Annotated in this window: 22 protein-coding genes and 2 pseudogenes; 15 read left to right on the forward strand and 9 right to left on the reverse strand. The window is 62.8% G+C overall.

Annotated elements, in window-relative coordinates:
- Positions 1-216 precede the first annotated feature (216 nt).
- Complete coding sequence (locus ACERI1_RS08505; protein ID WP_373617682.1) at positions 217-1,380, forward strand: glycosyltransferase; 1,164 nt, start codon at positions 217-219, stop codon at positions 1,378-1,380.
- A pseudogene (locus ACERI1_RS08510) lies at positions 1,377-1,520 on the forward strand (glycosyl transferase family 1); the annotation flags it as partial. The gene ACERI1_RS08505 and the pseudogene ACERI1_RS08510, both read left to right, overlap by 4 nt.
- Before the next feature lie 144 nt (positions 1,521-1,664).
- Here ACERI1_RS08510 and ACERI1_RS08515 read toward each other — a convergent pair.
- A complete protein-coding gene (locus ACERI1_RS08515; protein ID WP_373617683.1) occupies positions 1,665-2,615 on the reverse strand; it encodes an alkaline phosphatase family protein in 951 nt (316 codons plus the stop codon).
- Between the two features lie 305 nt (positions 2,616-2,920).
- Between ACERI1_RS08515 and ACERI1_RS08520 the strand changes: the two genes are divergently transcribed.
- Positions 2,921-4,375: a lipopolysaccharide biosynthesis protein gene (locus tag ACERI1_RS08520; protein WP_373617684.1), complete on the forward strand. Its 1,455-nt coding sequence runs from the start codon at positions 2,921-2,923 to the stop codon at positions 4,373-4,375.
- A 131-nt stretch (positions 4,376-4,506) separates the two neighbouring features.
- On the opposite strand, the gene ACERI1_RS08525 is transcribed toward ACERI1_RS08520, so the two are convergent.
- From ACERI1_RS08525 to ACERI1_RS08535, 3 genes are all read right to left on the reverse strand, one after another.
- Positions 4,507-5,322, reverse strand: coding sequence for a histidine kinase (locus ACERI1_RS08525; RefSeq protein ID WP_373617685.1), 816 nt, complete (start codon positions 5,320-5,322; stop codon positions 4,507-4,509).
- Between the two features lie 198 nt (positions 5,323-5,520).
- The gene (twy1, locus tag ACERI1_RS08530) at positions 5,521-6,525 is read right to left on the reverse strand and encodes a 4-demethylwyosine synthase TYW1 (RefSeq protein WP_373617686.1); all 1,005 of its coding nucleotides are present in this window, start codon (positions 6,523-6,525) and stop codon (positions 5,521-5,523) included.
- A gap of 143 nt (positions 6,526-6,668) precedes the next feature.
- Entirely contained in the window at positions 6,669-7,004 is a 336-nt protein-coding gene (locus tag ACERI1_RS08535; protein ID WP_373617688.1) for a hypothetical protein, read from the reverse strand.
- Positions 7,005-7,281: 277 nt separating this feature from the next.
- Here ACERI1_RS08535 and ACERI1_RS08540 point away from each other — a divergent pair, with 277 nt between their 5' ends.
- The 12 genes and pseudogenes from ACERI1_RS08540 (at position 7,282) to phoU (ACERI1_RS08595) (ending at position 20,802) form a co-directional block, all read left to right on the forward strand.
- Positions 7,282-8,346 carry a PstS family phosphate ABC transporter substrate-binding protein gene (locus tag ACERI1_RS08540; protein WP_373617689.1) on the forward strand — a complete coding sequence of 355 codons (1,065 nt, stop codon included), beginning with the start codon at positions 7,282-7,284 and terminating at the stop codon, positions 8,344-8,346.
- Positions 8,347-8,448: 102 nt separating this feature from the next.
- Entirely contained in the window at positions 8,449-9,537 is a 1,089-nt protein-coding gene (pstC, locus tag ACERI1_RS08545) for a phosphate ABC transporter permease subunit PstC (RefSeq protein ID WP_373617690.1), read from the forward strand.
- Positions 9,534-11,690, forward strand: coding sequence for a phosphate ABC transporter permease PstA (gene pstA, locus ACERI1_RS08550; protein ID WP_373617691.1), 2,157 nt, complete (start codon positions 9,534-9,536; stop codon positions 11,688-11,690). The genes pstC (ACERI1_RS08545) and pstA (ACERI1_RS08550) overlap by 4 nt, the downstream gene beginning before the upstream one ends.
- Entirely contained in the window at positions 11,687-12,610 is a 924-nt protein-coding gene (gene pstB, locus ACERI1_RS08555; protein WP_373617692.1) for a phosphate ABC transporter ATP-binding protein PstB, read from the forward strand. Before pstA (ACERI1_RS08550) ends, pstB (ACERI1_RS08555) begins: the two co-directional genes overlap by 4 nt.
- Positions 12,610-13,329, forward strand: coding sequence for a phosphate signaling complex protein PhoU (phoU, locus tag ACERI1_RS08560; RefSeq protein ID WP_373617693.1), 720 nt, complete (start codon positions 12,610-12,612; stop codon positions 13,327-13,329). Before pstB (ACERI1_RS08555) ends, phoU (ACERI1_RS08560) begins: the two co-directional genes overlap by 1 nt.
- A gap of 111 nt (positions 13,330-13,440) precedes the next feature.
- Entirely contained in the window at positions 13,441-14,466 is a 1,026-nt protein-coding gene (locus ACERI1_RS08565; RefSeq protein WP_373617694.1) for a phosphate ABC transporter substrate-binding protein PstS family protein, read from the forward strand.
- Between the two features lie 357 nt (positions 14,467-14,823).
- Positions 14,824-15,789 (forward strand): phosphate ABC transporter substrate-binding protein PstS family protein, encoded by a 966-nt coding sequence (locus ACERI1_RS08570; RefSeq protein WP_373617695.1) that lies wholly within the window; start codon positions 14,824-14,826, stop codon positions 15,787-15,789.
- A gap of 48 nt (positions 15,790-15,837) precedes the next feature.
- Positions 15,838-16,785 (forward strand): phosphate ABC transporter permease subunit PstC, encoded by a 948-nt coding sequence (pstC, locus tag ACERI1_RS08575; protein WP_373617696.1) that lies wholly within the window; start codon positions 15,838-15,840, stop codon positions 16,783-16,785.
- A gap of 34 nt (positions 16,786-16,819) precedes the next feature.
- Entirely contained in the window at positions 16,820-18,433 is a 1,614-nt protein-coding gene (gene pstA / locus ACERI1_RS08580) for a phosphate ABC transporter permease PstA (protein WP_373617697.1), read from the forward strand.
- A gap of 3 nt (positions 18,434-18,436) precedes the next feature.
- The gene (pstB, locus tag ACERI1_RS08585; protein WP_373617698.1) at positions 18,437-19,327 is read left to right on the forward strand and encodes a phosphate ABC transporter ATP-binding protein PstB; all 891 of its coding nucleotides are present in this window, start codon (positions 18,437-18,439) and stop codon (positions 19,325-19,327) included.
- 175 nt (positions 19,328-19,502) lie between these two features.
- Positions 19,503-19,993 (forward strand): annotated as a pseudogene (locus ACERI1_RS08590) (metal-dependent hydrolase).
- 137 nt (positions 19,994-20,130) lie between these two features.
- Complete coding sequence (gene phoU, locus ACERI1_RS08595) at positions 20,131-20,802, forward strand: phosphate signaling complex protein PhoU (protein WP_373617699.1); 672 nt, start codon at positions 20,131-20,133, stop codon at positions 20,800-20,802.
- 117 nt (positions 20,803-20,919) lie between these two features.
- Here the strand turns inward: phoU (ACERI1_RS08595) and ACERI1_RS08600 are convergent, their stop codons facing one another.
- The 5 genes from ACERI1_RS08600 to ACERI1_RS08620 all read right to left on the reverse strand — a co-directional run bounded on the left by ACERI1_RS08600 (position 20,920) and on the right by ACERI1_RS08620 (position 26,061).
- Positions 20,920-21,456, reverse strand: coding sequence for a hypothetical protein (locus ACERI1_RS08600; protein ID WP_373617700.1), 537 nt, complete (start codon positions 21,454-21,456; stop codon positions 20,920-20,922).
- Between the two features lie 158 nt (positions 21,457-21,614).
- Complete coding sequence (locus tag ACERI1_RS08605; RefSeq protein WP_373617701.1) at positions 21,615-22,028, reverse strand: hypothetical protein; 414 nt, start codon at positions 22,026-22,028, stop codon at positions 21,615-21,617.
- Between the two features lies 1 nt (position 22,029).
- Positions 22,030-23,712: an FAD-dependent monooxygenase gene (locus ACERI1_RS08610; protein ID WP_373617702.1), complete on the reverse strand. Its 1,683-nt coding sequence runs from the start codon at positions 23,710-23,712 to the stop codon at positions 22,030-22,032.
- Positions 23,712-25,193 (reverse strand): electron transfer flavoprotein subunit alpha/FixB family protein, encoded by a 1,482-nt coding sequence (locus ACERI1_RS08615; protein WP_373617703.1) that lies wholly within the window; start codon positions 25,191-25,193, stop codon positions 23,712-23,714. The genes ACERI1_RS08610 and ACERI1_RS08615 overlap by 1 nt, the downstream gene beginning before the upstream one ends.
- Position 25,194: 1 nt before the next feature.
- Complete coding sequence (locus ACERI1_RS08620; RefSeq protein ID WP_373617704.1) at positions 25,195-26,061, reverse strand: electron transfer flavoprotein subunit beta/FixA family protein; 867 nt, start codon at positions 26,059-26,061, stop codon at positions 25,195-25,197.
- Between the last annotated feature and the right edge of the window lie 93 nt (positions 26,062-26,154).

A 26,154-nucleotide genomic window follows, 5' to 3' on the forward strand; every position in this document is an offset into this window, starting at 1 on the left:
CCTAAAAGCATACCGGAAATGGAACGCGTAACGGAATTGTGATGGTGTCCGGGCAGGGAGCGCGTACGTGGATGTCTCGAGGCGAGGAGAAAAAAGCCACCGGTCGGTGTGTCTCGTTCACAGCTGGGCTGTCCACACCACGTGCCAGTCACTCACCGTGCACAATGCAAGCCGTCGTGCTTTGCCGCGACCCGTTGAGCGTTCAGGCGTACTCGCATGAAGCGGTTCCTCGAGGCGCTGTTCGGACTGCTCGCACTGACAGGCCTGCCGTATCTGATATATCTCGGCGTCTACTACCTCCGACGGCCATCGGGCACGCCGGCCAATACGTGGCCCCGAGAACCGTCGGTGAGCATCGTCCTGCCGACGTACAACGAGGCCGCCATCGTCGAGTCGAAACTCGAGGAACTGGTCGATCTCGACTATCCCATGGCAAAGGTCGAGATCGTCGTCGTCGACTCGAGCGACGACGGAACAGCCGAGTTGGTCGAGTCCTTCTTCACCGACCGAGCCGAACCGCAGTTGACGCTCATTCGTGAGGACGAACGTCGGGGGCTCGCAGTCGCGCTGAACGAGGCCTACGCGGCTGCAGCCAACGAGGTCGTCGTCAAGACCGACTGTGACTCCCGGATCGCACCCGATGCCGTCCGGCGGGCCGTGGCGAACCTCGCCGATCCCGCCGTCGCGGCGGTAACCGGTCGCAACGCCGAGGTCCTCGGCGACAGCGAAGTCGAACGGGGCTACCGCGATATCCAGACGATGATTCAGGTGCTCGAGTCACACATCGACTCGACGCTGATCTTCCACGGGCCGTTCTCGGCGTTCGAACGAGACGCGATCGTCCCGGTCGACGAGGATTCGCTCGCCGACGACACCGAACTCGCGCTGAAGATTCGGCGCAATGGCGGTCGGGTCGTCTTCGATCCAGCCATCCATTACAGGGAAGCCGCTCACTCGTCGTTCGGCAAGCGCCGCGAGCAGAAAGACCGGCGCGCGATGGGGCTGTTGCGGCTGCTGTGGCGACACCGAGACGCGCTCGGCCGCCACGGGGCCTACGGCCGGGTCGTCCTCCCGTTTAACTGGTGGTTCATGGTCGTCTCGCCGTGGCTCGTCGCGACCGGACTCGCGCTGGCGACGATCGGGTCGCTGGCGATGTTGGGTCCGCTCGGGCTGGCGACGCCAGCCGGCATCCTCGTGTTCACCGCACTCGGCTCGCGCGACGCGCTCGGACCGCTCCAGCCGCTCTACTCGCTGCTCGACACCCAGATCTCGCTGTTTCGGGCGAGTGTTGCCCTGCTTCGTGCTCGAGCCGACGGCGACGACGAGACTCACGACGGCACGTGGACACCCGACGAGGAACTCCGGGAGGTGTTACAGTGACCGACGTCGCCATCCTCCACGATCGGTTCCCCGGCATCGGCGGTGGCGAGGAGTTCGCCATCGAGGCCGCACGCGTCCTCGACGCGCCGATCTACAGCGAGAACGACGAGGGCGGGGAGGCCATCGACGTCCCCGAGGACCATCTGCGCGAACTCGGCTACCTCGATTGAAAGGTGACGGGACACGGGTCATTGCTCGTCATACGGACTACTGTCAGTCAGTGCCGGTGCACCCGCGACCGTCTTGCGGTTGCACCGGGACATCGTGACAGCAGACCGTATCAGTCACTCGAGGTAGCCCAGATCCCGAAGCTGTTCTTCCGTCGTGTCCATCACTGCCGGCTGTCGCTCGGCTCGCCTGTCGTCACTGTCGGCGGCGTGTGTGTCGACCCAGTCGCGAACGTCGAACACGCTTTTTGGCGGGTCGTCGGCGAGCGTCGTCGATGCGAGCGCCCGCCAGCTGTGAAAGCCGGGTTCGGAATCGTCGTCGATCCACGCGACTTGCATGCCGTGATCCGACAGCACCAGCAGGTCGTCGACGTGCTCGCGGACGGACCCGAGCAGGCGATCGATCCGTTCGTACACCTCACGCAGGCGGTCCGGATGCGTCGCAAAAGCGTGGCCGGCGGCGTCGAGGGCGTGCATGTGGACCCCGGCGACGGCGACATCCGTCTGTCCCATTCCCTGGAGCCAGCCGGCCTCGAGTCCGGCGTTCCCGTACAGCCGCCGCCAGAGGTCGTCGTCCGTGAGTTCGCCGGTCGAGGCGAGGTTAAGCCAGTGCCACGTCTCGCTCAGGTGTTCGCCGGGAGTGACGCCGGGCCACCAGCGGACGACGCGATTTGCAGGCTCGAAGAGATGTGGGTGGTCGGTCTGACGGAGCGTCATCCCGACGCCGTCGTTGCCACCGCCGTCTTCGGTCGCGCCGCCGTCCCCGCGCAGCCACGTGCCGATCCTGACGCGTGCCTCCTTTGGCAGGAGGTAGGGGGCCACCGCGCTCGCGTACGCGAGGATCGGATTACGCCACTGCTGTTGCTCGCCGGTCGAAGCGAGGCCGTGGGATGGCGGCTCGACGCCCGTCGCGACCGACGTCCAGACCTCGAGTGTGTTCGGGTTCTCGCCTGAATGAGCGAACGTCTCGAGTTTCCCGTGGGTCTCGAGGAGCATGTTCTCACACCCCCACTCGCGGGCGAGGTCGTAGTCGGCAGCGTCGAGGGCGATGATCCCCAGCGTCGTCATGCAGGCACACACCACGACTGGCACCTTCAACGTCCGGGCAGTGTCTCCCACGGTATCGCTGACAGAGGGTCGCAGATCGACCCCTGCCGTCGATTCGATGGTCAGAGCAGGCGGTACACTGATACGCCCGGATAATGAGTGTGACCGCACGCAACTGCGCCACTGCTAGCCATGGTGACGAGTCCCCTCCCGTGTCGGTCACGTCGATCGAACGCGCTCGCTCGAGCGACAGCCGACATAGCCGGCCCCGTGGGCCACACGAGTCGCGCTAGAATCGTCGGTCTGTCGCCGTCGGCTCGAGACGAATGACGGACGCGACGTCGGTCAGCCTTGGCGGCGAGACGGTGAAGGCAACGGTCGCAAAGTTCACGATGGCTGCGATCGGCTTCGCTGGCACCGTCGTCTTCGCGCGGGTGCTCGGGCCGACCGGGTTCGGCGGGTTCTACCTGCTCTTCTCGCTGGTCAAACTCGGCGACCGGGCGGTCAACGGCTGGGGGACGGCGATCATGAAACGGTTCTCGGAAGTCGGGGCTCCCGAGCGGGAGCTAATCGGCGGCCAACTGGTGTTTACGCTCGGCTGGCTGGGACTCATGGGCGCGGTCAGCGTCCTCGCGTCGCAGTGGCTCGTGTCCTATACGGGACTCGCCGCGGCACCGGTGTTGTTCGTCGTCCTGATGGGTGCCGTCACGCTCTACGAGCCGACCGACCGCGTCGTCCAGGCGCGGGGACTCGTCGGCGCTTCGATGTGGGTCGACACCTTCCGGTCGCTGTTGACGTTCCCGCTCCAGCTTGCACTCGTTCTCCTCGGACTCGGTGCCGCCGGCATGGCCTACGGGCTGGCTGCGGCGACGCTTCTCTCGCTGCCGGTTCTCTGGCGGTTCGTGCGGACGAAACCGGCGATACCCTCCCGCGACACGCTCGAGAGCCTCTGGTCGTACGCGAAATACAGCATTCCGAACTCGTTTCTGGGACAGACCTACGATCGGTTCGACATCCTCCTGCTCGGCTATCTCCTCGCGCCGGCGGCAGCCGGCCAGTACGAAGTCGCGCTGAAGCTCACCGTCCCGGCAACGTTCGTGATGATGGCCGCCCAGAGCGTGCTGATGGCCCGTGTCAGCCGACTTCACAGCCAGGGCGAAGACGTCAGCGACGACGTCTCGAACACGCTCGCGTTCGCGAGCATCGTCGCTGTTCCCCTGTTCTTCGGTGCGGCTGCGATGCCCGAACAGCTCGTCGTGACGGCGTTTGGCTCCGAATACGCCGACGCCGCCACGCTGTTGGTTGGGCTCGCGCTGTTCCAGATCGTGAGCACACAAAGCGGCCCACTCACGAGCGCGATCGGCGGGATCGACCGACCGGAAGCCAACACGTGGATTTCGTCGACGACGCTTGCGCTGAACATCGTCCTCGGCGTCGCGCTGACGCTTGCCTACGGGGCGATCGGGGTCGTCATCGCGACGATCGTCGCCGAGACGCTCCGCTACGGCCTCTCTGCAGTCGTCGTCAAACGGGAGCTGCCGGCAGTCGAACTCTTTCCCCGGACGCTGCTCGAGCAAGTTGCCGCGGCGGTGTTGATGTTCGTGCTGGTCCGACCGCTCGTCGACATCGTCACTGTCGATCGGTGGTATCACCTCCTCGGCGTCGTCGCGTTCGGTGCAGCGGTGTACTCGGTGGCGCTGTTCGCCATCAGCCACAAACTTCGCGTGACGGTCGAAGGCGTCGTCCGGGAGTCGCGACTCGATGTCACCGGGAACAACTGATACGGTTTGCTGTACCGATGTCCCGGTGCAACCGCAGGGCGGTCGCGGGTGCACCGGTACTGACTGACAGTAGACCGTATGAGCTAGGTCGCCGGGCGGCTGTGACCGCGTGTCCCTCGCGTGGTCGACCGCTACAGTTCGCGTGCGATGTAGTCGTCTATCGCGGCGACGCGATCGGGATCGTACGTCCAGAAGCCATCCCAGACACGCGGTTCGACCTCGAGACAGACCAGTGCCGCTGGCTCGAGAGCCGACGCGTCCGAACGATCGACGTGCTCGTCGGGGTTGTAGACGACGAACCAGCCATCTCGGTACTCGGCGGCTGTTCCGGTGTGGACCGTCACATCGAGGTCGATTGTCGCCGGGCTATCGGCACCGTAGACGTGGATGTCGACATCGGTTGCTTCGAGGCTTGCGTAGACGTCGTGGGTGCCGATCTCGTCGTCGAGACGCGAGAGGTGTTGAAACGCTGATCGTAGCGTTCCGGCTCCGCCCGCCCAAGCCCGCTGTTCGATATATCGGGAAACGATGATCAACAGGAGCTTCTCTTTGTGTGCGAGCGGATAGCCGCGTAGTCGGAGCCGGGTTTCTGCAAGCCCCGAGAGCACGTCGGGAAACTCGATCTCGCCGACACCGCGTGCGCCAGTGACGAACAGATCGGAGTTGATCGCAAGGAGCGCGTCGTACAACTCGTCCATTGGGGAGGCTGCGACCGGCGTCCCGTCCTCGAGGAGGACGGCGGTATCCGCGCCCGTCTCGAGCGTCGTGGCGATCTCGGGCGCGAGTTGCCTCTCGGACGGGACGGTCGCATCCGGGTCGACGCTGATCGACTGGCCGTCGAACGCGTCGGTGAGCATCGCCTCGAGTGGTCCCGCTGCATCCTCGTTGACGACTGCGATCGTCCGGTCGGGTGAACCGATGTCCTCGATAAACGATCGAAGAGTCACTGTCGGGTGTTTTGTCGTTGGGCACCTATAGTAACAACTGAAACGATTTACACACCGATCGAACAGTCCTCGTGCGATCGGGTGTACATTGACTTTCAGTGGCTACTATAACTGTTCTTGCCACCGGCTGGCTCGAGCTGCCGACCGGGGGTGGGGTACACTGCACGGGTCGGCGTGGCTGGGCTGCTGCCGGTGCGGTTACTCGCCGGTCACAGGGTCTCGATTCCAGAACTCGCTGCCCTTTTTCAGTTTCGGCACCCACGTGTCCGTGGTCTTCGAGAGCAACGCGACGCGCGATGCCGGGACGCCCATGACCTCGTCGAACTCGGGCATGTGCTCCGTGACTTTCTCAGCGAACTCGATGACGTCCTCGTGGTCGGGCATCGACGAGCGGTCGAGGCGGCCCCGTGAGTGCCCGACGTGCATGTAGGCTTTCAGTTCGATGAAGTCGGGATCGGCCTGCTGGTAGAAGCCGGCGTACCAGTCGGGGTGGTGCATGTTTTCGCCGTCGACGAGCGTCGTCCGGATAACGGTGCGGGTCTCGTCTTTTTCGGCGAGGACGGCCATCGTCTCGAGCAGCTTCTCCCAGGCGTCGTCTTCCATCGCGCCGACGACCTGATCGAAGGTGTGGCGTTCGGGGGCGTCGACGCTGACGTACAGCTGGGTGGGGTCGCATTCACGGAGCACCTCGGGACGGGTGCCATTCGAGACGAGGAAGGTGGTGATGTCGCGGTCGTGGAAGGCCTCAATGAGTTCGGGCAGGTAGGGATACAGCGTCGGCTCGCCGTCGAGGCTGATGGCGACGTGGCGCGGTTCCATCGCCTGCTCGAAGACCTCGCGGGGAACCTCCTCGTTGCCGCCGAAGCCCGAGAGCAGTTTCTTCTGGAGTTTGATCGAGGCGTCGACCACCGCTTCGGGGTCGTCCCACTCGACGTCGTCCAGTTCGTAGGCGTGGCCGTTGTGATCGCGCCAGCAGAAGACACACCGCTCGTTGCACCGGACGACTGGCGTCATCTGGATACAGCGGTGGGACTCGATGCCGTAGAAAATGTTCTTGTAACACTTGCCCTCGCCGCGCAGGGCGTTTGCCGTCCAGCCGCAGGTCTGGGCTGCCGTGTGGTTCTCACTGTGGTAGTCCGGGCTCGAGACCTGTGCCGCTCCGCCATCGTCGGCGTCGGCCCCGGAGGGTGCGGAATCGCTCATGTTAGCGGCTGTTGGATCGGGTCGGGCAAAAGGCGTGTGGTGTGCCGAGCGGGTGCCCGGTCAGACAGACTCCTGTCAGTGGGTGCTGGCGCACCCACGACACCGCCCGTGGGTTTGCCGGGATCCAGTGACAGCAGCCCGTCTCAGTCGTCGCGGCGCCTGTCGCTCGAGGAGTCGCTGTCGGAGCCATCCGGCAGCGAGAACGGATCGGCAGGCTCGTCGCCATGTGTCGTGTCGTCGCGCTCAAACAGGTACAGCGCCGGCCCACCGACGACCATCACGAGCAAGCCGGGAATCGGAACGGCAAGCGGGGCGAGATAGAGTCCCAACGCACTCCCCCAGGCGACGATTACGATACCTGCCCAGAGCGGCGGCCTCGAGACCTCGTTTCGGGCCGCGTCCCGGTAGACGACACCGGCACAGCCGAGAATGGCTGCGACTCCCACCAGCGCGACTGCCATCCCCTGCAGCGAAACCATATCGCTCGTTAGACCGCCGGCTGTAAGTGAGTGTCGCGATCCGCCGATCGAGCCACGGCTCGCGCATGCGCGAGTGTGTGCCAACTTCTGTCAGTCAGTTCCAGTACACCTGCACGACGATCACAGTTGCACCGGTACACAGTGACAGCAGATCAGACGAGCCAATCACCGGTAGTGCTCTATAGCACTATGTAGGTATGAGAGAACTATGTGGCAACTGATCCATATATATGGCTCATAGCATCGTATTTTTATAGCCTCCCGAATTGCACACGTGATGGCAGACAACCAGTTCGGGCCCTCTGCTGACGGGGTATCGCGACGGAAGTTCATCGCTGCGACCGGCGCTCTTGGATCGATGGCAGCCGCCGGCTGTCTCGGGAACGCAAGCGAGGGGAGCAGCGACACTGAACCGCTGACGGCTGACGGCTCGTCGACCGTTTACCCGATCACCAATGACGCTGATTCGCTCTGGAACGGGAACCCGCCGGCAGACGACCAGGAGTACTGGGGGCCGGGCCAGTACGATATCGACACGGATCAAAACCTCGCAGACTACTGGGCTGGCCTCTACGGGTTCGAACCAACCGAAGAGCGCAGCGTCCCGCCGTTCCCGACGCAGGTCGCGTTGAGCCACTCCGGGACGGGTGTCGAGGGAGTCATCAACGAACGCGTCGATATCGGTGACGCGAGTTCGACGGCCGAATCCATCCTCGGATCCGACCACGAGGAACTGGACAACATCGTTGACCACGTCGTTGCTGTCGACGGCCAGCCGATCGTCGTGAGCCGCGAGATCTACGACGCAGGCGTCACGCAGGTCACTGGCGACGAACTCCGCGCGATTTACAAAGGAGAGCTCACGAACTGGAGCGAACTCGGCGGCCCGGACAAGGAGATCTACGCGATCGGTCGTGCGGAAGACTCCGGGACCGACACCGCGTTCCGCAGCAATCTCTACGGTGACCCCGAGGAACCGATCGATCCCGACACCCGAAAGGGGCAAAACCAGCAGGTCGCGACCCTCGTCGAGCAAAACGACAACGCGATCGCGTACATCGCACTCGCGTTCGTCGAACCCGACGGTGCGACCCCGCCGATCGGCCTCGAGCTGGACGGCACCCTCTACGAGTACGGCACGAACCTCGGTGCAAAGGAATATCCGCTCAGCCGGGACCTTCACTGCTATACTTACGATGGAACTGACAAACGCGAGAGCGCCTTTATCAACATGATCCTCTCGGAGTTCGGGCAGACGAACTTCGTCGAACCGAACAACTACTTCAAACTCCCACCGGAGCGTCGCGAGGAGGAACGAGGAAAGCTGGCAGACCAGGCCTGATCGGTTCTCTCGGCTCGCGCCGCCCGGCTATCGTCCGGTCTGACTATCTTCCAGTCGAGAATCACACACTATAACACTATTATGTTAGGCATACGCACGACGATGTCACAAGCGGCATCACAGACATCGCGCCGGACGCTGTCGCTGGTTCGAACAGCGATGGACTTAGACCGGCCGAGTCTGCTCCTTGTGACGGCACAGATACTGTTGATCATCGGGACGTTCGCCGGATTCGTCATCCAATCGACGTGGACGATGCTACTCCTGTACGGCTTCCTGTTGGCCGCCGGCATCGGCTGGGTGACTCGGCAGGCACTCACTGCGAAGGTGGTGACGTTTCTGATGACTGCCGCAACGCTCTCGACGCTCGGCCTCATCGGGGTGTTTCTGATCCTCGAGGCGATTCCGGTGGTTCGCCACGCTGGGCTCGACCTCATCTGGCCGTTCGGCTCGAACGAATGGAGTTCGACGCAGGGGCAGTTCTCGCTCGTTCCGATGATCTGGGGGACGCTGCTCACGACGGTCGTCGCGATCGTAATCGCGGCCCCGTTTGGCGTCGCTGGGGCGCTCTTCATCAGCGAGATCGCACCCGATTGGCTGCGTGAAATCGTCAAGCCAGCCGTCGAGTTGTTGGCAGGTGTGCCGTCGATCGTGTACGGCTTCATCGGGTTTACGGTCATCAACCCCTACGTCGGCAATCTGTTGTCGATCAATCCGGGCGCGCTGTTCGCCATCGGACTCGTGATCGGCTTTATGGCGCTTCCGACGGTCATCTCCGTGGCCGAAGACGCCCTCTCGGCGGTCCCGGAGTCGATGAAAGACGGCTCGATGGCGATGGGTGCGACGGACTGGCAGACGATGAAAAGCGTCTCCATTCCGACCGCGTTCTCCGGTATCTCCGCGGCTGTTCTGCTGGGGGTTGGCCGAGCCATCGGTGAGACCATGGCCGCGACGGTGATGATCTCACACAGCCGTCGATTGCCTAAACCGGAGCTGTACAACGCCTTCGACAGCACGGAAACGCTGACGACGCTGATCGCTGCCAGTTACGGACACGTCACGCCGGGTGAGTTGTTCTGGAGTGCGCTGTTCGCCGCTGGCGTTCTCCTGATGGTCATCGTCACTGGACTCGGTATCGTCTCGGAACTCGTCGAACAGCGAATGCATCGGAAACTGCGGGGTGGACAATGAGCGACGCATACGAGGTACAACTCGTCGACAGCGGTGACACGACTTACGAACGAAGTGCGATCGGTGTCGTCGTCGGTTCGTTCGGGGCCTTCGTGCTCAGTATCGCAGCACTGTTCGGGTGGGTCTCGACGGCGACGTACTTCGGCGGGGTGCTCCTCGCACTCGGCATCGCGACCGGGATGCTCGGTGCCGTCTCGCGGTGGGGCGGGGTTCAGACGACGCCCGACCGATCGCCCGGTCTCAGCGCCGGCCTCGTTCAGGCGTTCCTCTGGACGGCCACCACCGGCTTCGTCGCCAGTAACACGCTCGGGCTCGGTGGACTCGGATGGATCGTCGCCGTGGTCGTGGGGCCACTCGTCGGCGCGCTCACGCTCATGACGCGCGAGGATCTCGGTGCGACGATTCCGACCGCGGCGTTCGTCGCCTTCGTCGGTGTCACCATCACGACCGGCGTGATCTCCCCGTCGTGGACGTGGGAACCCGCGGCGTTCGACGCCGTTATTCCTGGGCAACTCGCGATTCCGCTCTTGACGATGGTCGGCGGTCTCCTCGCAGGCCAATCGAGCGCGATCGCCTACGATGGCTTCGGCACGCGTGGCAGACAGAACGGAGCGTTCCTGCTGATCTCACTGGTCGTGTTGCTCACGCTCTCGGTGCTTGCGTTCCTCCTCGTGTTCGTGTTCGAGCGCGGCATCATGGTCGTCCTCGAGAACCTCACGATCGGTGCCGGGACGGCCCTGCTCCTCGCCGCGGCGGCGCTCGTCGTGTCGGTTCGGGGTGGACACATCAACCCGGCGACCGCGGACGGGACCGACAAGATCGGTTCGTTCGTTCAACTCGCCGTTGTAACCGTACTCGGACTCGTCACCCTGGCCTTCACATATGCAATCGTCGCGAACCACACCATCTCGGGGGACACGGTGACGATCGAACCGACGAGCACCGTCGGTGCGCTGCCGGGACTGCTCGTCGGCCTCGTCTTCCTGAACGTACTCCGGCGCTCGAGTTCGCCGTGGTCGCCGGACACCGAGGCTGGTCGTACCGTTGCCCGTCTCATCGCCGTCGCAGTCGGCGCGATGATCGTGCTCGTCTTCCTCGAGTTCCTCGTCGGAGTCGAGCTCGCGGTCGGCGGACTCGCGATCGTCCCGATACTCGCGCTCGTCGTCGGTGGCGTTTCGGCGATTACGGCCGTCGCGACCGGGAGCGCACGCGTTAGTGGTCAGTCGCTCCCGACGTGGATTCCGCCGCTGACACGGACTGGCGGCGTCACGGTGGGCGCGTTCGTTATCTGCTGTCTGCACGCTGTGTTCACGGGCAGCGCTGTCGGCGGTGCAGTCGGGATCGCAGCCAACGGTGCCATCGACTGGCCGTTCGTGATGAACCCGTCACAGGGGCTCGGCATCCAGAAAGGCGTGATGCCGGCGATGGTCGGGACGATTTGGGTCGTCCTCGGAGCCGTCCTCTTCGCCGTTCCCCTGGCCGTCGGGGCTGCCGTCTTCCTCACCGAGTACGCCGAAGACAGTCTCTTCACCCGCGCGGTCGACATCGCCACGAACGGTCTCTGGAGCACGCCCAGTATCGTCTTCGGGCTGTTCGGACTCGCGTTCCTTGTCCCGCGATTCGGCGGCAACCCATCGATCTTTGCTGCCCAGTTGGTGCTCGGATTCATGCTCCTCCCGCTCGTGCTCATCACGAGTCGAGAGGCGATGAAGAGTGTCCCCGACGAGTATCGGGACGCAAGCGCCGCACTCGGCGTCTCGAAGTGGCAGACGATCAGAAGCGTCGTCGTCCCCGCCTCGATGCCGGGGGTCATCACCGGGGTCATCCTCGGTGTCGGTCGTATCGCCGGCGAAACCGCGCCCCTGTTGCTCGTCCTCAACGGGCCGAACTTCCCGACGCGGTCGCCCGGTATCCTCTCGAGTTTCATGATCCGGGTCAGCCCGCAGCCGCCGTTCATCCACGTCTCGAACCCGGCATTGCTCGAGCGGGCGAGTGCACTCCCCTATCAACTGTACGCAGTCATCACCGCCGGAGTCGGTGCCGAAGAGTCCTTCGGCTGGGGAACAGCACTCGTCTTGCTGTGTGTCGTCCTCGCGTTCTTCGCGATGGGTGTCGCGAGCCGACGGTACTTCAGAAGTAAGCTCCACCAATGACAGAATCAAGCGTTACTACCACGACGGAACGAACAGACGCCGACGCAGTGACGTCGAGCAACAAAACGACGACCGGTGAAAGCGACGAGCACACGAAAGCGGAGTGGCGCGAGTACACGTTCGACGGCGAGCCGGTCCTGTCGGTCGAGGACTTAAACGTCTGGTACGGCGACGACCACGCGCTCAAAGACATCTCGATCGACATTCCAGAAAAGAGCGTGACGGCGCTCATCGGTCCCTCGGGGTGTGGCAAGTCCACGTTCCTCCGGTGTCTCAACCGGATGAACGATCGGATCAAAGGTGCCAGCGTCGAGGGCGAAGTCACGTTCAACGGCCAGAACATCTACGCTGACGGCACCAATCTCGTCGAACTGCGGAAACGCATCGGCATGGTGTTCCAGCACCCGAATCCGTTCCCGAAGTCGATCCGAGAGAACGTCGCCTACGGCCCGCGAAAACACGGCGACCTCGAGCGTGGGCTGGTTCCCCGGTTGCTCGGACGCGATGACAAAGACAGAGAAGACGAACTGGTCGAGCGATGTCTTCGGGACGCAGCCCTCTGGGACGAGGTCGAAGACCGCCTCGACGACAACGCCCTCGGTCTCTCCGGCGGGCAACAACAGCGGCTGTGTATCGCGCGTTGTCTCGCTGTCGACCCCGAAGTTATCCTGATGGACGAGCCGGCCTCCGCGCTGGACCCGATCGCGACCGCGAAGATCGAGGACCTGATCGAAGAACTCGCCAAGGAGTACACGGTCATCGTCGTCACCCACAACATGCAACAGGCCGCACGGATCTCCGATCAGACGGCCGTCTTCCTGACCGGCGGCGAACTCGTTGAGTTCGACGATACCGACAAGATCTTCGAAAACCCCGAGAGCCAGCGCGTCGAGGACTACGTCACCGGCAAGTTCGGGTGATGACGCGCGAGGACTATCAGGACCGCCTCGAGCGCCTTCGTGAGACGGTCATCGCACTGGGCGATCTCGTCCGCGACCAGCTCGCTGACGGGTTCAGCGCGCTGTTCGCCGGCGATCGTGCGCTCGCACGCGAAGTAATCGCGGACGATCAGGCCGTCAATCGCCGCTCGCTCGAGATCGAGAGCGAATGTCTCGACCTCCTGGCGCTGTACCAGCCGGTCGCCAGTGACCTCCGGAGGGTCATCGCGACGTTCAAGATTGTCACCGATCTCGAGCGGGTGGGCGATCTCGCGACCAACATAGCGGCGTATACGCTGGCATCGACCGGATCCGCACCGACACTTCCCGACGTCGATTTCGAGCGGATCGCCGCGCTCGCACTCGAGTTGGTCGAGGACGCGGTCGAGGCGTTCGTCACCGAGGACGTGACAGCCTGTTTTGCGGTCGCCGACCGTGACGACGAACTCGACGCCCGCTGTGGGGCCGTAACCGAGCGCATCGTCCGCACGCTCATCGACCTCCGCGTCGACGGCGATGCAGTCAACAGTGCGCAGGCGTCTCTGGGCAAGTCGGACGAGTGGCCGCTCGAGGACGTTCTCACGGACGCCTCTCGGACGCTTGTAATCGTCCGCGACATAGAGCGCGTGGGTGACCACGCGGTAAACGTGGCTGCGCGGACGCTTTATGCACTCGAGAACAGCGAGGAGTTGCTCGCCTGAGTGATCTGGGCTACGACGCGGCAAACGGATCTATATCCGAACTGGATACTATTGATAGATATACAGTCCTCATAGCATCGTATTTTTATAGGCTTCCGCGTCGTTCACATGATGAGACGCGAACAGTTCGGGCGGTCTTTCGAGGAGGTGTCGCGGCGGAACTTCTTAACAGCGACCGGCGGGGTAACGGCGGCTGCGTTCGCCGGCTGTCTCGGAAGCGAGACTAGCAGTGATGACGAACCCGCTGGCAACGGCCAGGATGAAACCGAGGGCAGCGACAGCCTCTCCGGCGAGGTCACGATTACGGGCTCGAGTACGGTGTATCCGATCTCCGAGGAGATGAAAAACCGATTTATGGAGAAGCACCCGGACGTCACCGTCACGGTCGATTCGACTGGCAGCGGCGGCGGGTTCGAGAACCACTTCTGTCCCGGCGATTCGGACATCAACGCAGCGTCGCGCCCGGTCAAGGATACGGAGAAAACCCACTGTGGGAAAAACGACGTGACGCCGGTCGAACTGCAGATCGCGGGTGATGCACTCACGATGGCCGTCAGCACAGAGAACACGTGGGCCAACTGCCTCTCTTTTGACCAACTCGCCCAAATCTGGCACGAGGGCGGCGCAGAAACGTGGGCCGACCTGAACGCCGACTGGCCGGACGAGCCGTTCGAACGTTACGGCCCCGACACGACATCGGGAACCTACGACTGGTTCTCTCAGCACGTCGTCAGCCGTGCCGGCACCCACCGATCCGACTACGTCAGCACCGAGGACGACGAGACCATCGTCCAGGGACTCGAGAGTAGTCCGTACGCGATCGGCTACTTCGGGTATTCCTACTACGCACAGAACAAAGACCGTATCAAAGCGCTCGCGGTCAAAGCGAACAAGGGTGACGCGTGTGGGGACCCGAGCCTGCAGGCAGCCAAAACGGGCTCCTATCCGATGGCTCGACCACTGTTTATTTACCCGTCCGAGGAAGCACTGCAGCGCGAGGCAGTCGCCGAATTCGTGCGCTTTTACCTCGAGAACTCGACGGCAGACTGGATCGCAGAGGAGGTCAATTATGTCCCCTCGAGCAACGAACAGGCCGCGACGAATCTCCAGACGCTCGAGGAGATCGCCGGGGAGTAACGGGATTGCGGTCGGTTTCGATCCGAACAGGGACCGAATCGACCGGTGTTTTTATTGCGGAGCTCGAGTCTACAGTGCCGCCATACCGGAACGGTTTTTTGAGAGTGGCGACGATATCTCGTCTGGCAGGATCCCCACTATAGTTTTTCGAAATCTATAGTCTCACTCGTCTATAGTCGGCTATGTAATATGTGATGAACGTGCTCATAGCACCCAGCGCCGCCAGTCACGCGTTAAACCGTTCAATGTCGCGGAATTGGTCTTCGCCGAGTGAGCTATTCGGAGCTATGGCTATCTATATAGCAATACATAGCTAACATAGCATCGTATTTCTATATACAGTCGAACGTTCACCTGATGACCGATACCCAGATGGATCGTTCGGGCCGCTCGTTTTCTCGACGAAAGTTCCTGGCCGCGACGGGCGCAGTGGGTGCCGCTGCGATCGCCGGCTGTACCGAAAACACGGATAATGGTGGGAACGAGCGTGTCGTCGTCACGGGAAGTAGTACAGTATTCCCGGTTTCCGACAGGCTCGCCGAAGAGTTCATGGATCAAACCGACGGCATAAGCGTCACCACCGACTCGACTGGGACCGGTGGCGGCTTCAACAACAATTTCTGTCCAGGCGACTCCGATATCAACGGTGCTTCGCGACCGATCAAGGACGCCGAGGTCCAAGAATGCAGCGACAGCGGCGTCGACCCCATCGAGTTCCAGATCGGCAAAGACGCGGTCACGATGGCCGTCCACAACGATTCGCCGATCGACTGTGTGACCTACGACGAACTCGCCCAGCTCTGGAGCGAGGGCGGCGCAGAAACGTGGTCCGACGTCAACTCCGACTGGCCCGATGAGGAAATCGTACGTTTCGGCCCGCCATCGACGTCTGGAACCTTCGACTGGTTCAATACCAACGTCATCGGCGATGCCGGGGGCCACGTCACGCAGTACGAGAAGACCGAAAACGACAACGAGCTCGTCCAGGGCATCTCGTCGACTCAAAACGCGATCGGCTACTTCGGCTACGCGTACTATCGGGAGAATCAGGACGCACTCAAAGCACTCGAGATCCGCGAGACCGAGGACGACGAGTGCACCGCACCGAGCATCAACGCGGCCCAGTCGGGCGCATATCCGATGGCGCGACCGCTGTACATCTACGTTAACAAGGAAGCGCTCCAGCAGGATGCTGTCTACGACTTCGTCGAGTTCTACATCAAGCAGTCTTCGACCGACGTCATCTCCGATGTCGGCTACGTCCCCGTCAGCGAAGAGCAGGCCCAGTCGAATCTCGACAAACTCGAGAACGAAGCGAACTGACGCAGCGAATCGAACGATTCACGATGGTAAGTCAACTACGCCCCAGAAATGAGTGAACGATCGATAGATGTCGACTTGACACGCGCATCGTCAGGTCGAGTCGTCAAAGAGCGCATCTACAAGTGGCTGCTGTTCGCTTGTGCCGCGCTGACCGTGTTCGTTACAGCGGCGATCATCTACACGCTGGCTACCGACGCGATTTCGTTCTTCATGACGGAAGACGCCACGGTAGCTGGGTTCTTTACCGGAACGGAGTGGATCGCCCGCTCCGACGGCGGGACCTTCGGCGTCTGGCCGCTCGTGACTGCGACGCTGATCATCACGGTCGTTTCGGCGCTGGTCGCGGTGCCGACCGGCGTCGCAGCTGCCGTCTACCTCAGTGAGTACGCCAGCGACCGGATGCGGTCGATCCTGAAACCGTCGCTCGAGATCCTCGCCGGGATTCCGACGGTCGTTTACGGCTATCTGGCGCTCGTCTACCTGACGCCTGCACTCCAGTGGATCGGCATCCCCGTCAGCACGTTCAATCTGCTGTCCGCGTCGGTCATGGTCGGGATCATGATCATCCCGATGGTCTCGTCGCTGTCGGAAGACGCGATGAGCTCTGTGCCGGACTCGCTCCGGCAGGCGGGCTACGGGATGGGGGCGACGAAATACGAAGTGTCGACCGGAGTCGTGATTCCGGCGGCTATTTCGGGGATCTTCTCGTCGTTTATCCTCGCACTCTCGCGGGCGATCGGTGAGACGATGATAGTCGTCATGGCCGCCGGCTTGCGACCGCGGATGTTCAACTTCGCGAACCCACTCGACAACCTGCTCAGTTCGGGACAGCCGATGACCGCGGGTATGGTTAGCGCCGTCACCAGTGACGCGACCGGCGGCTCGGCAACGTATTTGAGTATGTTCGCACTCGGACTGACGCTGTTCGTCATCACGTTCGTGATGAACCTCGCGAGCGATTACGTCGCATCACGCTATCAGGAGGAGTACCAATGAGTGACACCGACGAAACGATGGAGGTGGATAGATAATGGCGACCGACCAGCAGACCGGAACATGGTACGGAACGGGCGAGGCAGTCAGTCGCGTCCGTGGCCAGGCGTTCAAGACGCTCTGTCTCAGTGCGACCCTTCTGGCCCTGCTGTCCGTGTTCGTGCTCCTCCTGTACGTCGCGAACGACGCTTTCCAGCCCCTTTCGGCGGACATGGGGTGGCTCCTCGTAACCATTGGAACGGTCGTTGTCCCCTCCCTCGCGGCGGTCGGTTACTACTATACGCGCGATACGAGAGCGGGCGAGACGGCGACCATCGCGCTCGGTTTACCGGTCGTCTCGCTGCTGCTCACCGGCGGGGTGTTCATCACGTTCGAACACGTCGTCAGCGTCTATCAGTGGCTCTCGATCCTCGTCTCGCTCGTCGTCGCCGGCGGGATCGTGTACGCCCACAGCCGCGTTCGGACGGAGGCCGACCTCGAGCGACTCGTTGTCGTCGTGGCTGTGCCAGCGCTCGCGCTCTGGTTCATTCCGGGGCTCATCCTCTCGCTGCCGATGTTGCCGACGCAGTCGCTTGCGCTGCTGGGATCGTTCGTCGTGCCGGTCGCAGTCGTTGTCGGCCTGTTCGTCCGCAGACAACGCGAAAACGACCGTGACGGTGCGATCGCTGCAGTACTGACGCTCGTCGGGGCGGCAGCAGGATTCGGCGTTGCACCCGTCGTTGGCATCACCCCGTTCGTCTGGATGCTGCTCGTTACGGTCACCGCCGTCCCCGTCGCTCTCTACGTCGAGAGCATCGTCCGTCGGGGTGCCGGCGTATCGGGGCTCGCGTTCCCGCTGATCGTCGTCGGTGGGATCGTCGCAAGCGTCGTCCTTACGGACGCCCTCGGGGTCGCCGGCCCGACGCCGTGGCTCGACTGGGGTTTCCTGACGAACGTCCCCTCGCGGACGCCCGAAGACGCTGGCTTCTATCCGCCGCTGGTCGGCTCGGTGATGATGTTGCTCATCATCGTCGTCTCCGCGTTCCCGGTCGGCGTCGGCGCCGCACTCTATCTCGAGGAGTATGCTCCGCAACGAGGTCGCTGGGGCCGGTTCGTCGACCTGATCGAGGTCAACATCGGGAACCTTGCCGGCGTGCCATCGGTCGTCTACGGGGTTCTCGGGCTCGCACTGTTCATCCGAGCGGGCGGACTCGGTTCGGGAACCGCCCTCGTCGGCGGGTTCACCGTCGGACTGTTGATCCTTCCGATCGTCATCATCTCTTCACAAGAGGCGATCAGTGCCGTTCCTGACTCGATGCGCCAAGCATCTTACGGCATGGGCGCGACCAAGTGGCAGACGACTCGTAATGTCGTCCTTCCGGAAGCACTACCGGGCATCATGACCGGCAACATCCTCGCGATGGGACGAGCGATCGGCGAGACGGCACCGCTGCTCATCATCGGCGCACCGGCGGTCGTCCGAATCGCACCGAATTCGTTCACGAACAAGTTCAGCGCAATGCCGCGCCAGATCTACACCTGGTCGGGCGAGATCGACGCCGCGTTCCGACACGGCGTGCTGGCAGCTGGCGTTGTCACGCTACTGGTCGTTCTCCTGCTCATGAACGGCGCTGCCATCCTGATTCGTAACAAGTATCAACGCCGAGAGTAACCTATGACACAAGATTCAATGACTGACCCGGACAGCCGTACTGGTAGCCAATCGACCGACTTCGAGGGATCGAATCAAACGAGCGATCCGCTCGTCGACTCGTCGATCGACACCGGCCAGTCGGGCGGCTCCGGGGGAGAAACGAGGACAGTAATCGAATCCCGGGACCTCGACGTGTTCTACGACGAGACGCAGGCGCTGCAGAGCGTCGACATCGAGATCCCGGCCGAAAAGGTCACCGCGATCATCGGTCCGTCCGGTTGTGGGAAATCGACGTTCCTCCGGTGTATCAACCGGATGAACGACCTCGTCGACGCTGCACGAATCGAGGGCGAGTTGAACTTCGAAGGGAAAAACGTCTACGACGATAACGTCGATCCAGTCGTCCTTCGGCGCAAGATCGGGATGGTCTTCCAGTCGCCGAATCCATTCCCCAAGAGCATCTACGACAACGTCGCCTACGGCCTGAACGTCCAGGGAATCGAAGGCGATTACGACGCGATCGTCGAGAAGGCACTCCGCCGCGCTGCGCTCTGGGACGAAGTCAAAGACCAACTCGACTCGAGCGGACTGGACCTCTCGGGCGGGCAACAACAGCGCCTCTGTATCGCCCGTGCGATCGCACCCGACCCGGACGTGCTCCTGATGGACGAGCCGGCGTCGGCGCTGGACCCGGTCGCGACCTCGAAGATCGAGGACCTGATCGAAGAGCTGTCCGAGGAATATACGGTCGTCATCGTCACGCACAACATGCAACAGGCTGCCCGAATCTCGGATAAGACGGCGGTCTTCCTGACCGGTGGCGAACTCGCCGAGTTCGACGACACCGACAAGATCTTCGAGAACCCCGAGAGTCAACGCGTCGAGGACTACATCACCGGTAAGTTCGGGTAATCAAACCGTCGCGCTATTGCCGTGCGGTTCGCGGTTTCAGTCGAGCCGTCGGTTGCGATCGGCTGCGTTTTTCTCAGAGTCGAACGTCATCTATGCGGAGACAGTCGAGCGACCGATTATGTGTTGAATTCTAACTGTGCGCTTTATTAGCTGATATCGCATCCGTCAGAAACGGATGGTCGCCACTGGGGTTCACATCCTGGTCGGGCTGGCACTGGTCATGCTGATGGGTCGGTCCAGACGGCCCGAGCCGTACCTCGTTGCGGCGCTCGCCGCTACCGTTCCCGACAGCCATACGTTCGTCTTTCGGCCGCTGGTCGAACTTGGATACGTCGCCGGTACCCTGTGGAGTCATCGGGGACTCACACACTCGCTTCTCGGCGGTATCATCGTGGTCGCCCTCTTCTCGTATTTCGGCCCCGGCAGGCTGCTGCGATCGGGTTCGGGTCACAGATCGTCCTTGATTCCCTGTCGGGTGGTGTCCGGCTGTTCGCGCCCGTCGACCAGACGCTGTACGGACTGTCGGTCGATTGGTTGCTGCTCAACTCGCTCACATCAGCCGTTGCAGTCCCCATGATTCTCGGCGGGTTGCTCGCACTGAAACACGATGTCGAGTACCGGCCACCCTCGTTTAGGTCGAAACCGGTTCTCGAGTGGTTCCGGTAGTACGTCCTCCACAATCGCTCGAGGTCCCGGAATGGGCTTAGGGGTCGACGAGCGAGAGGGGAGGTCTCACGTCGGAGTCGTCGCTAGAATTGGTACTGCACGCAGCCTTTATCAGGAACGGACACCGTGAAAACGGTATGGCCAGACAATCGTATCAGGACAAACTCACGGAACTCCGTGAGGACGTCCTCTACATGAGCGAAGTCGTCATGGAACGGCTTCGCATGGGACTTGACGCCTTGGAACAGAAAGACGAGGACCTCGCCCGCGAAGTGATCGAAGGCGACGGCGAGATCAACCGGATGTATCTCGATCTCGAGCAGGACTGTATCGACCTGCTCGCGCTCCAACAGCCGGTGGCGAGCGATCTGCGCTTTATCGCCGCCTCGTTCAAGATCATCACCGACTTAGAACGGATCGGCGATCTCGCGACCAACCTCGGCGAGTACACGCTCGACGCCGAGCGCGATCTGTTCCCCGACGTCGACGTCCAGGAGATGGGCGAACTGACCCTCGATATGCTCGAAGACGCGATGGTCGCCTACGACGACGAGGATACCGAGGCCTGTCGGGAACTGGCGGGCCGCGACGACGAACTCGACCACTTCGCCGAACGGGCCAGCGAGATCGTCGTCCGCGACCTCATCGAGCGCGAACTCGAGTCACCCGGCGAGGTCGAACAGCTGCTCCAGGACGTGTCGCGGCTCCTGTTGACGATTCGGGACCTCGAGCGCGTTGGCGACCACACGGTTAATATCGCCGCACGCACGCTGTACATGGTCGAAAACGACGACGATCTTATCTACTGAGGGCGTCGGATAAAACGGGTCACACACCGATCGCACGCGAAACGCGATCGGGTGTTCACGGACTGTCGTTCGACAGTCTACTGATTGGTCTCGATCGCAAAACGGGTGCCGGTGCAACTAGCTGCTTTCGTTGTCGGTTTCGTTGCCAGTCTCGTTGCCAGTTTCGTTCCCGGTTTCGTTGCCAGTTTCGTTCCCACCACCATCGCCGCCACCGCCGCCACCGCCGACTTGCAGATCGCCGATCATCGTCGTCGGATGGATCCGACAGATGTACGTAACCATATCGCTGCTGGCAGTGAACTCGAGCCACTGGTCTTGGGGTTCGGTGACGACCTCCGTCGCGAGATCGTCGACAACCTCGTCGCTTTCATTACGGAGTTCGATATTGTGCCGGGCGCCGTCACCGGTCGTCCAGCCGATCTCGTACGTTTCTCCTTCTTCGAGGACCAGCGTCGGGTTCACCTCGCCCTCGATCGCCGAGGGTGCGAGCCCTTCCCAGCCGGACGTCTGCCCGTCGAACTCGATCTGCGTGCCGGGATCGATCTCGATGCCACCACCGCCACCGCCGTTTCCGTTCCCGTTCCCGTTTCCGTTGCCACCACCACAGCCTGCGACAACTGCCGTCGACGCGGCAACGCCTGTCAACTGAAGCATTCGTCGTCGGGATAACCGATCGTCTCGTGCCATCACGCTGACTTTGTGCCCAACCGGAATAGTCGAATACCCGTCTCCTGCGTGGGAGTCAAGTGCGGACTGGCACAGGACAGTGACGACTCCGTTTTCCGATCCGAAAGTGTCTGAACCGCTTTACGTCACCGCGTCGGTCGCTGGCTGACACGTCGCTCCGGAACACAGGTCAACAACTGTGCCGTGTCGACGATGTTTCGCGTTTCGAGCAACAGTTCTGCCGCCTCGCGGATCGTGAACTCGGCCTCGAGCGCGACGCCGTGACAGCGCGTGTAACACTCGAGCCAGCAATTCATCGCGGTCTCGAGGGCGGCAAATTCGGCGTCCGAGAACGGAACGAGTCGCCCGCCGGTCCGGGCCTCGACGTAGAGCCAGATGGCCTGCCCTGCACCCGTCCGGAGGTAGTCGACGGCGTCGGGACTCGTCGGGGCGTCCGGAATCGGATCGCCGTCCGATCCCGTCTCGACGCCGTCGAACGCTGCCCGCTCGCGTTCGGCACGGCGTGCAAGCGCGGCGATACGGGGCCCGTACCGACTCATCTTATCCCTCGCGGAACTCGACGCCCTTGCCGCCGCGTGGGTGTTCCCACGCCGTGTCGGCGACGATCGCACAGGTTCCACACTCGACACAGGGCTGTGTGTCGAGACTGACCAGTGTCTCGGCGGTGCCGTTTGTCTTGACCGTCTCCGACCGGTAACAGCCGCCGCCGAAGTCCTCGGCGCTGACCGGGCAGGCAGTGACGGCTGCGCCGCTTGCCTCGGCGGACTCGTCGAGCAGTTCGATGTGCGGATTGCCCACGTCGGTATCGTAGGTTAACTCGCCGATGCGCTCCTCGAGGGTCGGCGGCTCGACCTCACTGTCCCAGTAGATCGTCTTGCCGTGTTCCTCGGCAATCAGCGTCGGCAGAGAGACGTAGCCGGTCTTCGTGTCGGGCAACATCGAGACCAAAAACGGCGAGTTGTACGCCCGCTCGAGCAGGCGGTCGGCGATCGGATTCCCGACCGCGAGCGAGCCGATCGGCGAGTCAAGCACTCGCTCGACCGCGTTCGTCACGGCGTCGCGTTCGCTGACGGTTTGACTGAGCTCGTACCGCCGAGGCCGAAGCTTGTCCATCGTTCCGGAGTCCTCGAGCAGCTTCGTGTAGCGCCGACCAGCGGCTTCCGGATCGCGGTTGCCGCGGGTGATGGCGAAGGCGTCGGCCGCGAGCGCGCCCGCGGTGACAGCGTGGTTCATCCCCTTGATGATCGGCCCCTGGGCCTGCATCTGGCCGGCGGCGTCGCCGACGAGGACGAGTCGGTCGCGGTAGGGCTCTCTGTGGGCGACTTTTTTCGAGTCGGGAACGAGTTTCGCCGCGTACTCGCGCTCGTGGTACTCGTTTTGGAACCAGCCCGCCAGTATCGGGTGGGTCAGCAGCGCGTCGAGCAGTTCGTGGGGTTCGGCCTCCTGCTCGACGAGGCTATCGAGGTGGAAGACGGTCCCGATCGACAGCGAGTCCTCGTTCGTATAGAGGAAGCCACCGCCACGGACGTCGCTGAAGAGATCACCCGAGAATAGGTGGGCGGCACCCTCGTCGGGCCCTATGTCGAACCGGTCGTCGATCGCGTCGGGGTCCATGTCGACGACGGCCTTGACGCCCTGGTACCACTCGTCGGGTTCCTCCCAGTCCATCAATCCCGCCTCGCGGGCGAGTTCGGAGTTGACGCCGTCAGCCGCGACGATCAGGTCCGCCTTGATCGGATCGAGTTCGTCGCAGGTGACGCCGACGATCTCCCCGTCTTCACGCAGGAGGCCGTCGACTCGGACGTTCGTCAGGACGCCGCCGCCGGTCTGGCTGGTCTTCTCGTGGACCCGTTGCTCGAGCCAGGAGTCCATCTCCCGACGCAACACGGCATCACACCAGTCGGTGTCGTGCTCGTGGAGATCGGTTAGGTCGTAGGTCTTGACCGCGTTGCCGGCGATGTTGTGGATGTAGTAGTCGGTGACCGGTCGCTCGGACGCGCGCTCGCGGAAGCCGTCGAAGAGGTCGTCGATCGTGTAGGGAGCCGAGTCCTCGGCGTAGATCAGCCCGCCGGAGACGTTCTTCGCGCCCGCTTCCGTGCCGCGCTCTAAGACGAGCGTCTCGACGCCGTGATCTGCCAGCCGCGCAGCCGCCGCGGCTCCGCCGGGCCCACAGCCCACGACGACGGCCTCGTAGTGCTCGTAGACGTCCGTTTTAGCCGCCATCACTCGTCACCTCCGTCGGCGACGGCCTCGGGCTCGAGCCCCGGCTCACCCGATTCGACGGTCGCGGTGAGTCGCGGCAGGACCTCGAAGAGGTCGGCCTCGATGAAGTAGTCGCTGAAGTCCCGAATCCGGGCGTCGGGGTCGGTGTTGATCGCGACGATCGTGTCGGATTCGTCCATACCGACTTTGTGCTGGACCGCTCCGGAGACGCCCGCCGCGATGTAGACATCGGGCGCGACGACCTGGCCGGTCTCGCCGATCTGGCGTTCCTCGTTCGAGTACGCCTCGACGTGACCCTCGAACTGATAGGAGGACGTGACGATCCCCCGCGTGATGCCGAGTTCAGCGTTCTCGAAGGCGTCGACCAGCTCGAGGCCGAGTTCCATCCCTTCGGTGGGATCGTCGGCGATCCCGCGCCCGAGACAGACGATCACGTCGTGGCCGGTGAGATCGATCCCGGCCTCGAGACGGTCGTGGTCGGTGATCTCGACGCGGAACCAGTCATCCTCGAGGTCCATGTCGTGTTCGACGACCAGTCCCTCGCGGTCGGGGTCGCGCTCGATGGGCTCGAAACTCCCCGGAATGACTGAACAGCCCTGCGGGTGGAACTCCCGGCCCGGATTGTCGAGACAGAGGATCGTCGAGTACTCGAAGCCCGAGAAGTCCGGACGTTTCATGTGCAAGACCTTCTCGAAGGTCTTCTTGACGCCGGGTTCGCCAGTCTTGACCGGATTCGATACCTCCTCTTCTTCGATAAAGAGGTCCGAACAGTCCGAGGCCAGCCCGGAATCGAGTTCGGCCTGGACCTTCGCCGAGAGGTCCCGCCCGTTGTTCGTCGCCGGGAACAGGATATATCGCGGCTCGTCGTAGTCGCGCCAGTCGGTGCTCTCGACGGTTCCCTTCCCGCGTGCCATGTGGGCCGCGATCTCGGTGTAGGGTTTGTGCAGGAACCGCTCGAGGCGGTCGTCGTCGTGGTAGACCGCGACATCTGCCCCGTAGGCGATACACTCCTCGGCCAGCCCCTCACAGTCGTCGCCCATCAGGAAGGCAACGACGGCTTCGTCGTCCCCGTAGTCCTCCTCGAAGCCGTCCATGAGTTCGCGAGCCTTGCCGAGCATCTCCTTCGAGACGTCGAGCAACTCGCCACCCTGGATCTCACAGAAGACCCACATGTCCGCGTATGCGCCGTCCTCGAGCGCCCGGACGTGTTTCTTGTCGCGGGTTGGATGTGAGAGGTCGTCGTCCCCTTCCTGGTCGGCGTCTTCCGCGTCCGACTCGTCGTGTTCCTCGTCGCTGTCGTCGCCCTCGTGATCGACGCCGAGTTCCGCGAGCCGGTCTTGGATCGCCTCGCGAGCCGTCGTCCGATCCTCCCCGGCCTGCTCGGCCTCGAGAATCGCCTGGAGGTCGTCTGCGTCGTCGATCGTCTCGAGTTCGTCGGTCAGTTCGTCGACGGTGTAGTCGTCCGGATCAATTACAGTCATTTCAATCACCTGCCTCCGCAGCGTGGGGCTGCAGTTCCTCGAGAACCGGTTCCATCTCGTCTTCGGCGGGGTCGATCATCGTGGCCTCCCGCTCGGAGGGCGCTTTGGGGATCGGATCGACCGACGAGACGATCGTCGGCGAGCCGTCGAGCCCGATGTAGTCGGGATCCAGATTGAGGTCGGTGTGATCCCACGTCGTCAGATAGTCGTCGTGGTTCGTGGCTCGCCGTTCGGTCTCGGCTCGCAACTCCTTGTGTGTCAGTCGATGTGAGGCTTTCCGGTAGGTCGGCTCGAACTCGGGGTCGGTGACGACGAAACAGGGTAGGGGTGCTTCCACGGTTTCGACCTCGTCGATATCGCCCTCGACCAGCCGTTTCGCACGCAGCGTCCGCTCGTCGGGGTCGATATCGAGTGCGATGACGTGGGTGACGATCGGCCAGTCCATTGCCCAGCAGGTCTGCGGGCCGGTCTGGCCGGTCTCCCCGTCCGCCGTCTTGAACCCGGCAAAGACCAGATCGATATCCGCGATTTCGTCCTGGTATTTCTCGAGGCCAGCGCTCAACGTGATCGCCGTTGCCCACGTGTCGGAGGCGGCCAGCTCCCGGTCGGAAAGCAAGTAGCTATCGTCAGTGTAGACCGTCTCCATCGCCCCCTGCAAGACCTCGGCGTATCCCGGCGGCCCCATGCTCATTCCAGTGACGTGGCCGCCGTGGCGGACTTTCGTCTGCAATGCGGCCTGCAGCGCGAACTCGTCGTTGGGATTCATCACGGTCGGCGTCTTCCCCCGCTCTAAGTGACCGTCCTCGTCGAACGAGACGGCACCCTCCGAGAAGTCCGGGACGCCTTTCGTGAGTACGATCGATCTCATCGATCCCTCCGCGACTGTGTGGTTACTGTTCGCATGTCTGTGGCCCCCTATCATAGTATCAGTATTAAGAATAGGGGAGGAAATCGCTGATAG

The organism is Natrinema sp. HArc-T2 (assembly GCF_041821085.1).
Lineage (GTDB): Archaea > Halobacteriota > Halobacteria > Halobacteriales > Natrialbaceae > Natrinema.

Excerpts from the sequence above, each read along its gene's own strand:
- ACERI1_RS08535 (WP_373617688.1), bottom strand. The coding sequence starts at position 7,004 with ATGGTTTCGCTGCAGGGGATGGCAGTCGCGCTGGTGGGAGTCGCAGCC.
- ACERI1_RS08515 (WP_373617683.1), bottom strand. The coding sequence starts at position 2,615 with ATGACGACGCTGGGGATCATCGCCCTCGACGCTGCCGACTACGACCTC.
- ACERI1_RS08610 (WP_373617702.1), bottom strand. The coding sequence starts at position 23,712 with ATGGCGGCTAAAACGGACGTCTACGAGCACTACGAGGCCGTCGTCGTG.
- ACERI1_RS08565 (WP_373617694.1), top strand. The coding sequence starts at position 13,441 with ATGAGACGCGAACAGTTCGGGCGGTCTTTCGAGGAGGTGTCGCGGCGG.
- pstB (WP_373617692.1), top strand. The coding sequence starts at position 11,687 with ATGACAGAATCAAGCGTTACTACCACGACGGAACGAACAGACGCCGAC.
- pstB (WP_373617698.1), top strand. The coding sequence starts at position 18,437 with ATGACACAAGATTCAATGACTGACCCGGACAGCCGTACTGGTAGCCAA.
- ACERI1_RS08600 (WP_373617700.1), bottom strand. The coding sequence starts at position 21,456 with ATGCTTCAGTTGACAGGCGTTGCCGCGTCGACGGCAGTTGTCGCAGGC.
- ACERI1_RS08605 (WP_373617701.1), bottom strand. The coding sequence starts at position 22,028 with ATGAGTCGGTACGGGCCCCGTATCGCCGCGCTTGCACGCCGTGCCGAA.
- pstA (WP_373617697.1), top strand. The coding sequence starts at position 16,820 with ATGGCGACCGACCAGCAGACCGGAACATGGTACGGAACGGGCGAGGCA.
- phoU (WP_373617699.1), top strand. The coding sequence starts at position 20,131 with ATGGCCAGACAATCGTATCAGGACAAACTCACGGAACTCCGTGAGGAC.
- twy1 (WP_373617686.1), bottom strand. The coding sequence starts at position 6,525 with ATGAGCGATTCCGCACCCTCCGGGGCCGACGCCGACGATGGCGGAGCG.
- ACERI1_RS08520 (WP_373617684.1), top strand. The coding sequence starts at position 2,921 with ATGACGGACGCGACGTCGGTCAGCCTTGGCGGCGAGACGGTGAAGGCA.
- ACERI1_RS08505 (WP_373617682.1), top strand. The coding sequence starts at position 217 with ATGAAGCGGTTCCTCGAGGCGCTGTTCGGACTGCTCGCACTGACAGGC.
- phoU (WP_373617693.1), top strand. The coding sequence starts at position 12,610 with ATGACGCGCGAGGACTATCAGGACCGCCTCGAGCGCCTTCGTGAGACG.
- ACERI1_RS08540 (WP_373617689.1), top strand. The coding sequence starts at position 7,282 with ATGGCAGACAACCAGTTCGGGCCCTCTGCTGACGGGGTATCGCGACGG.
- ACERI1_RS08620 (WP_373617704.1), bottom strand. The coding sequence starts at position 26,061 with ATGAGATCGATCGTACTCACGAAAGGCGTCCCGGACTTCTCGGAGGGT.
- pstC (WP_373617696.1), top strand. The coding sequence starts at position 15,838 with ATGAGTGAACGATCGATAGATGTCGACTTGACACGCGCATCGTCAGGT.
- ACERI1_RS08615 (WP_373617703.1), bottom strand. The coding sequence starts at position 25,193 with ATGACTGTAATTGATCCGGACGACTACACCGTCGACGAACTGACCGAC.
- ACERI1_RS08570 (WP_373617695.1), top strand. The coding sequence starts at position 14,824 with ATGACCGATACCCAGATGGATCGTTCGGGCCGCTCGTTTTCTCGACGA.
- pstA (WP_373617691.1), top strand. The coding sequence starts at position 9,534 with ATGAGCGACGCATACGAGGTACAACTCGTCGACAGCGGTGACACGACT.
- pstC (WP_373617690.1), top strand. The coding sequence starts at position 8,449 with ATGTCACAAGCGGCATCACAGACATCGCGCCGGACGCTGTCGCTGGTT.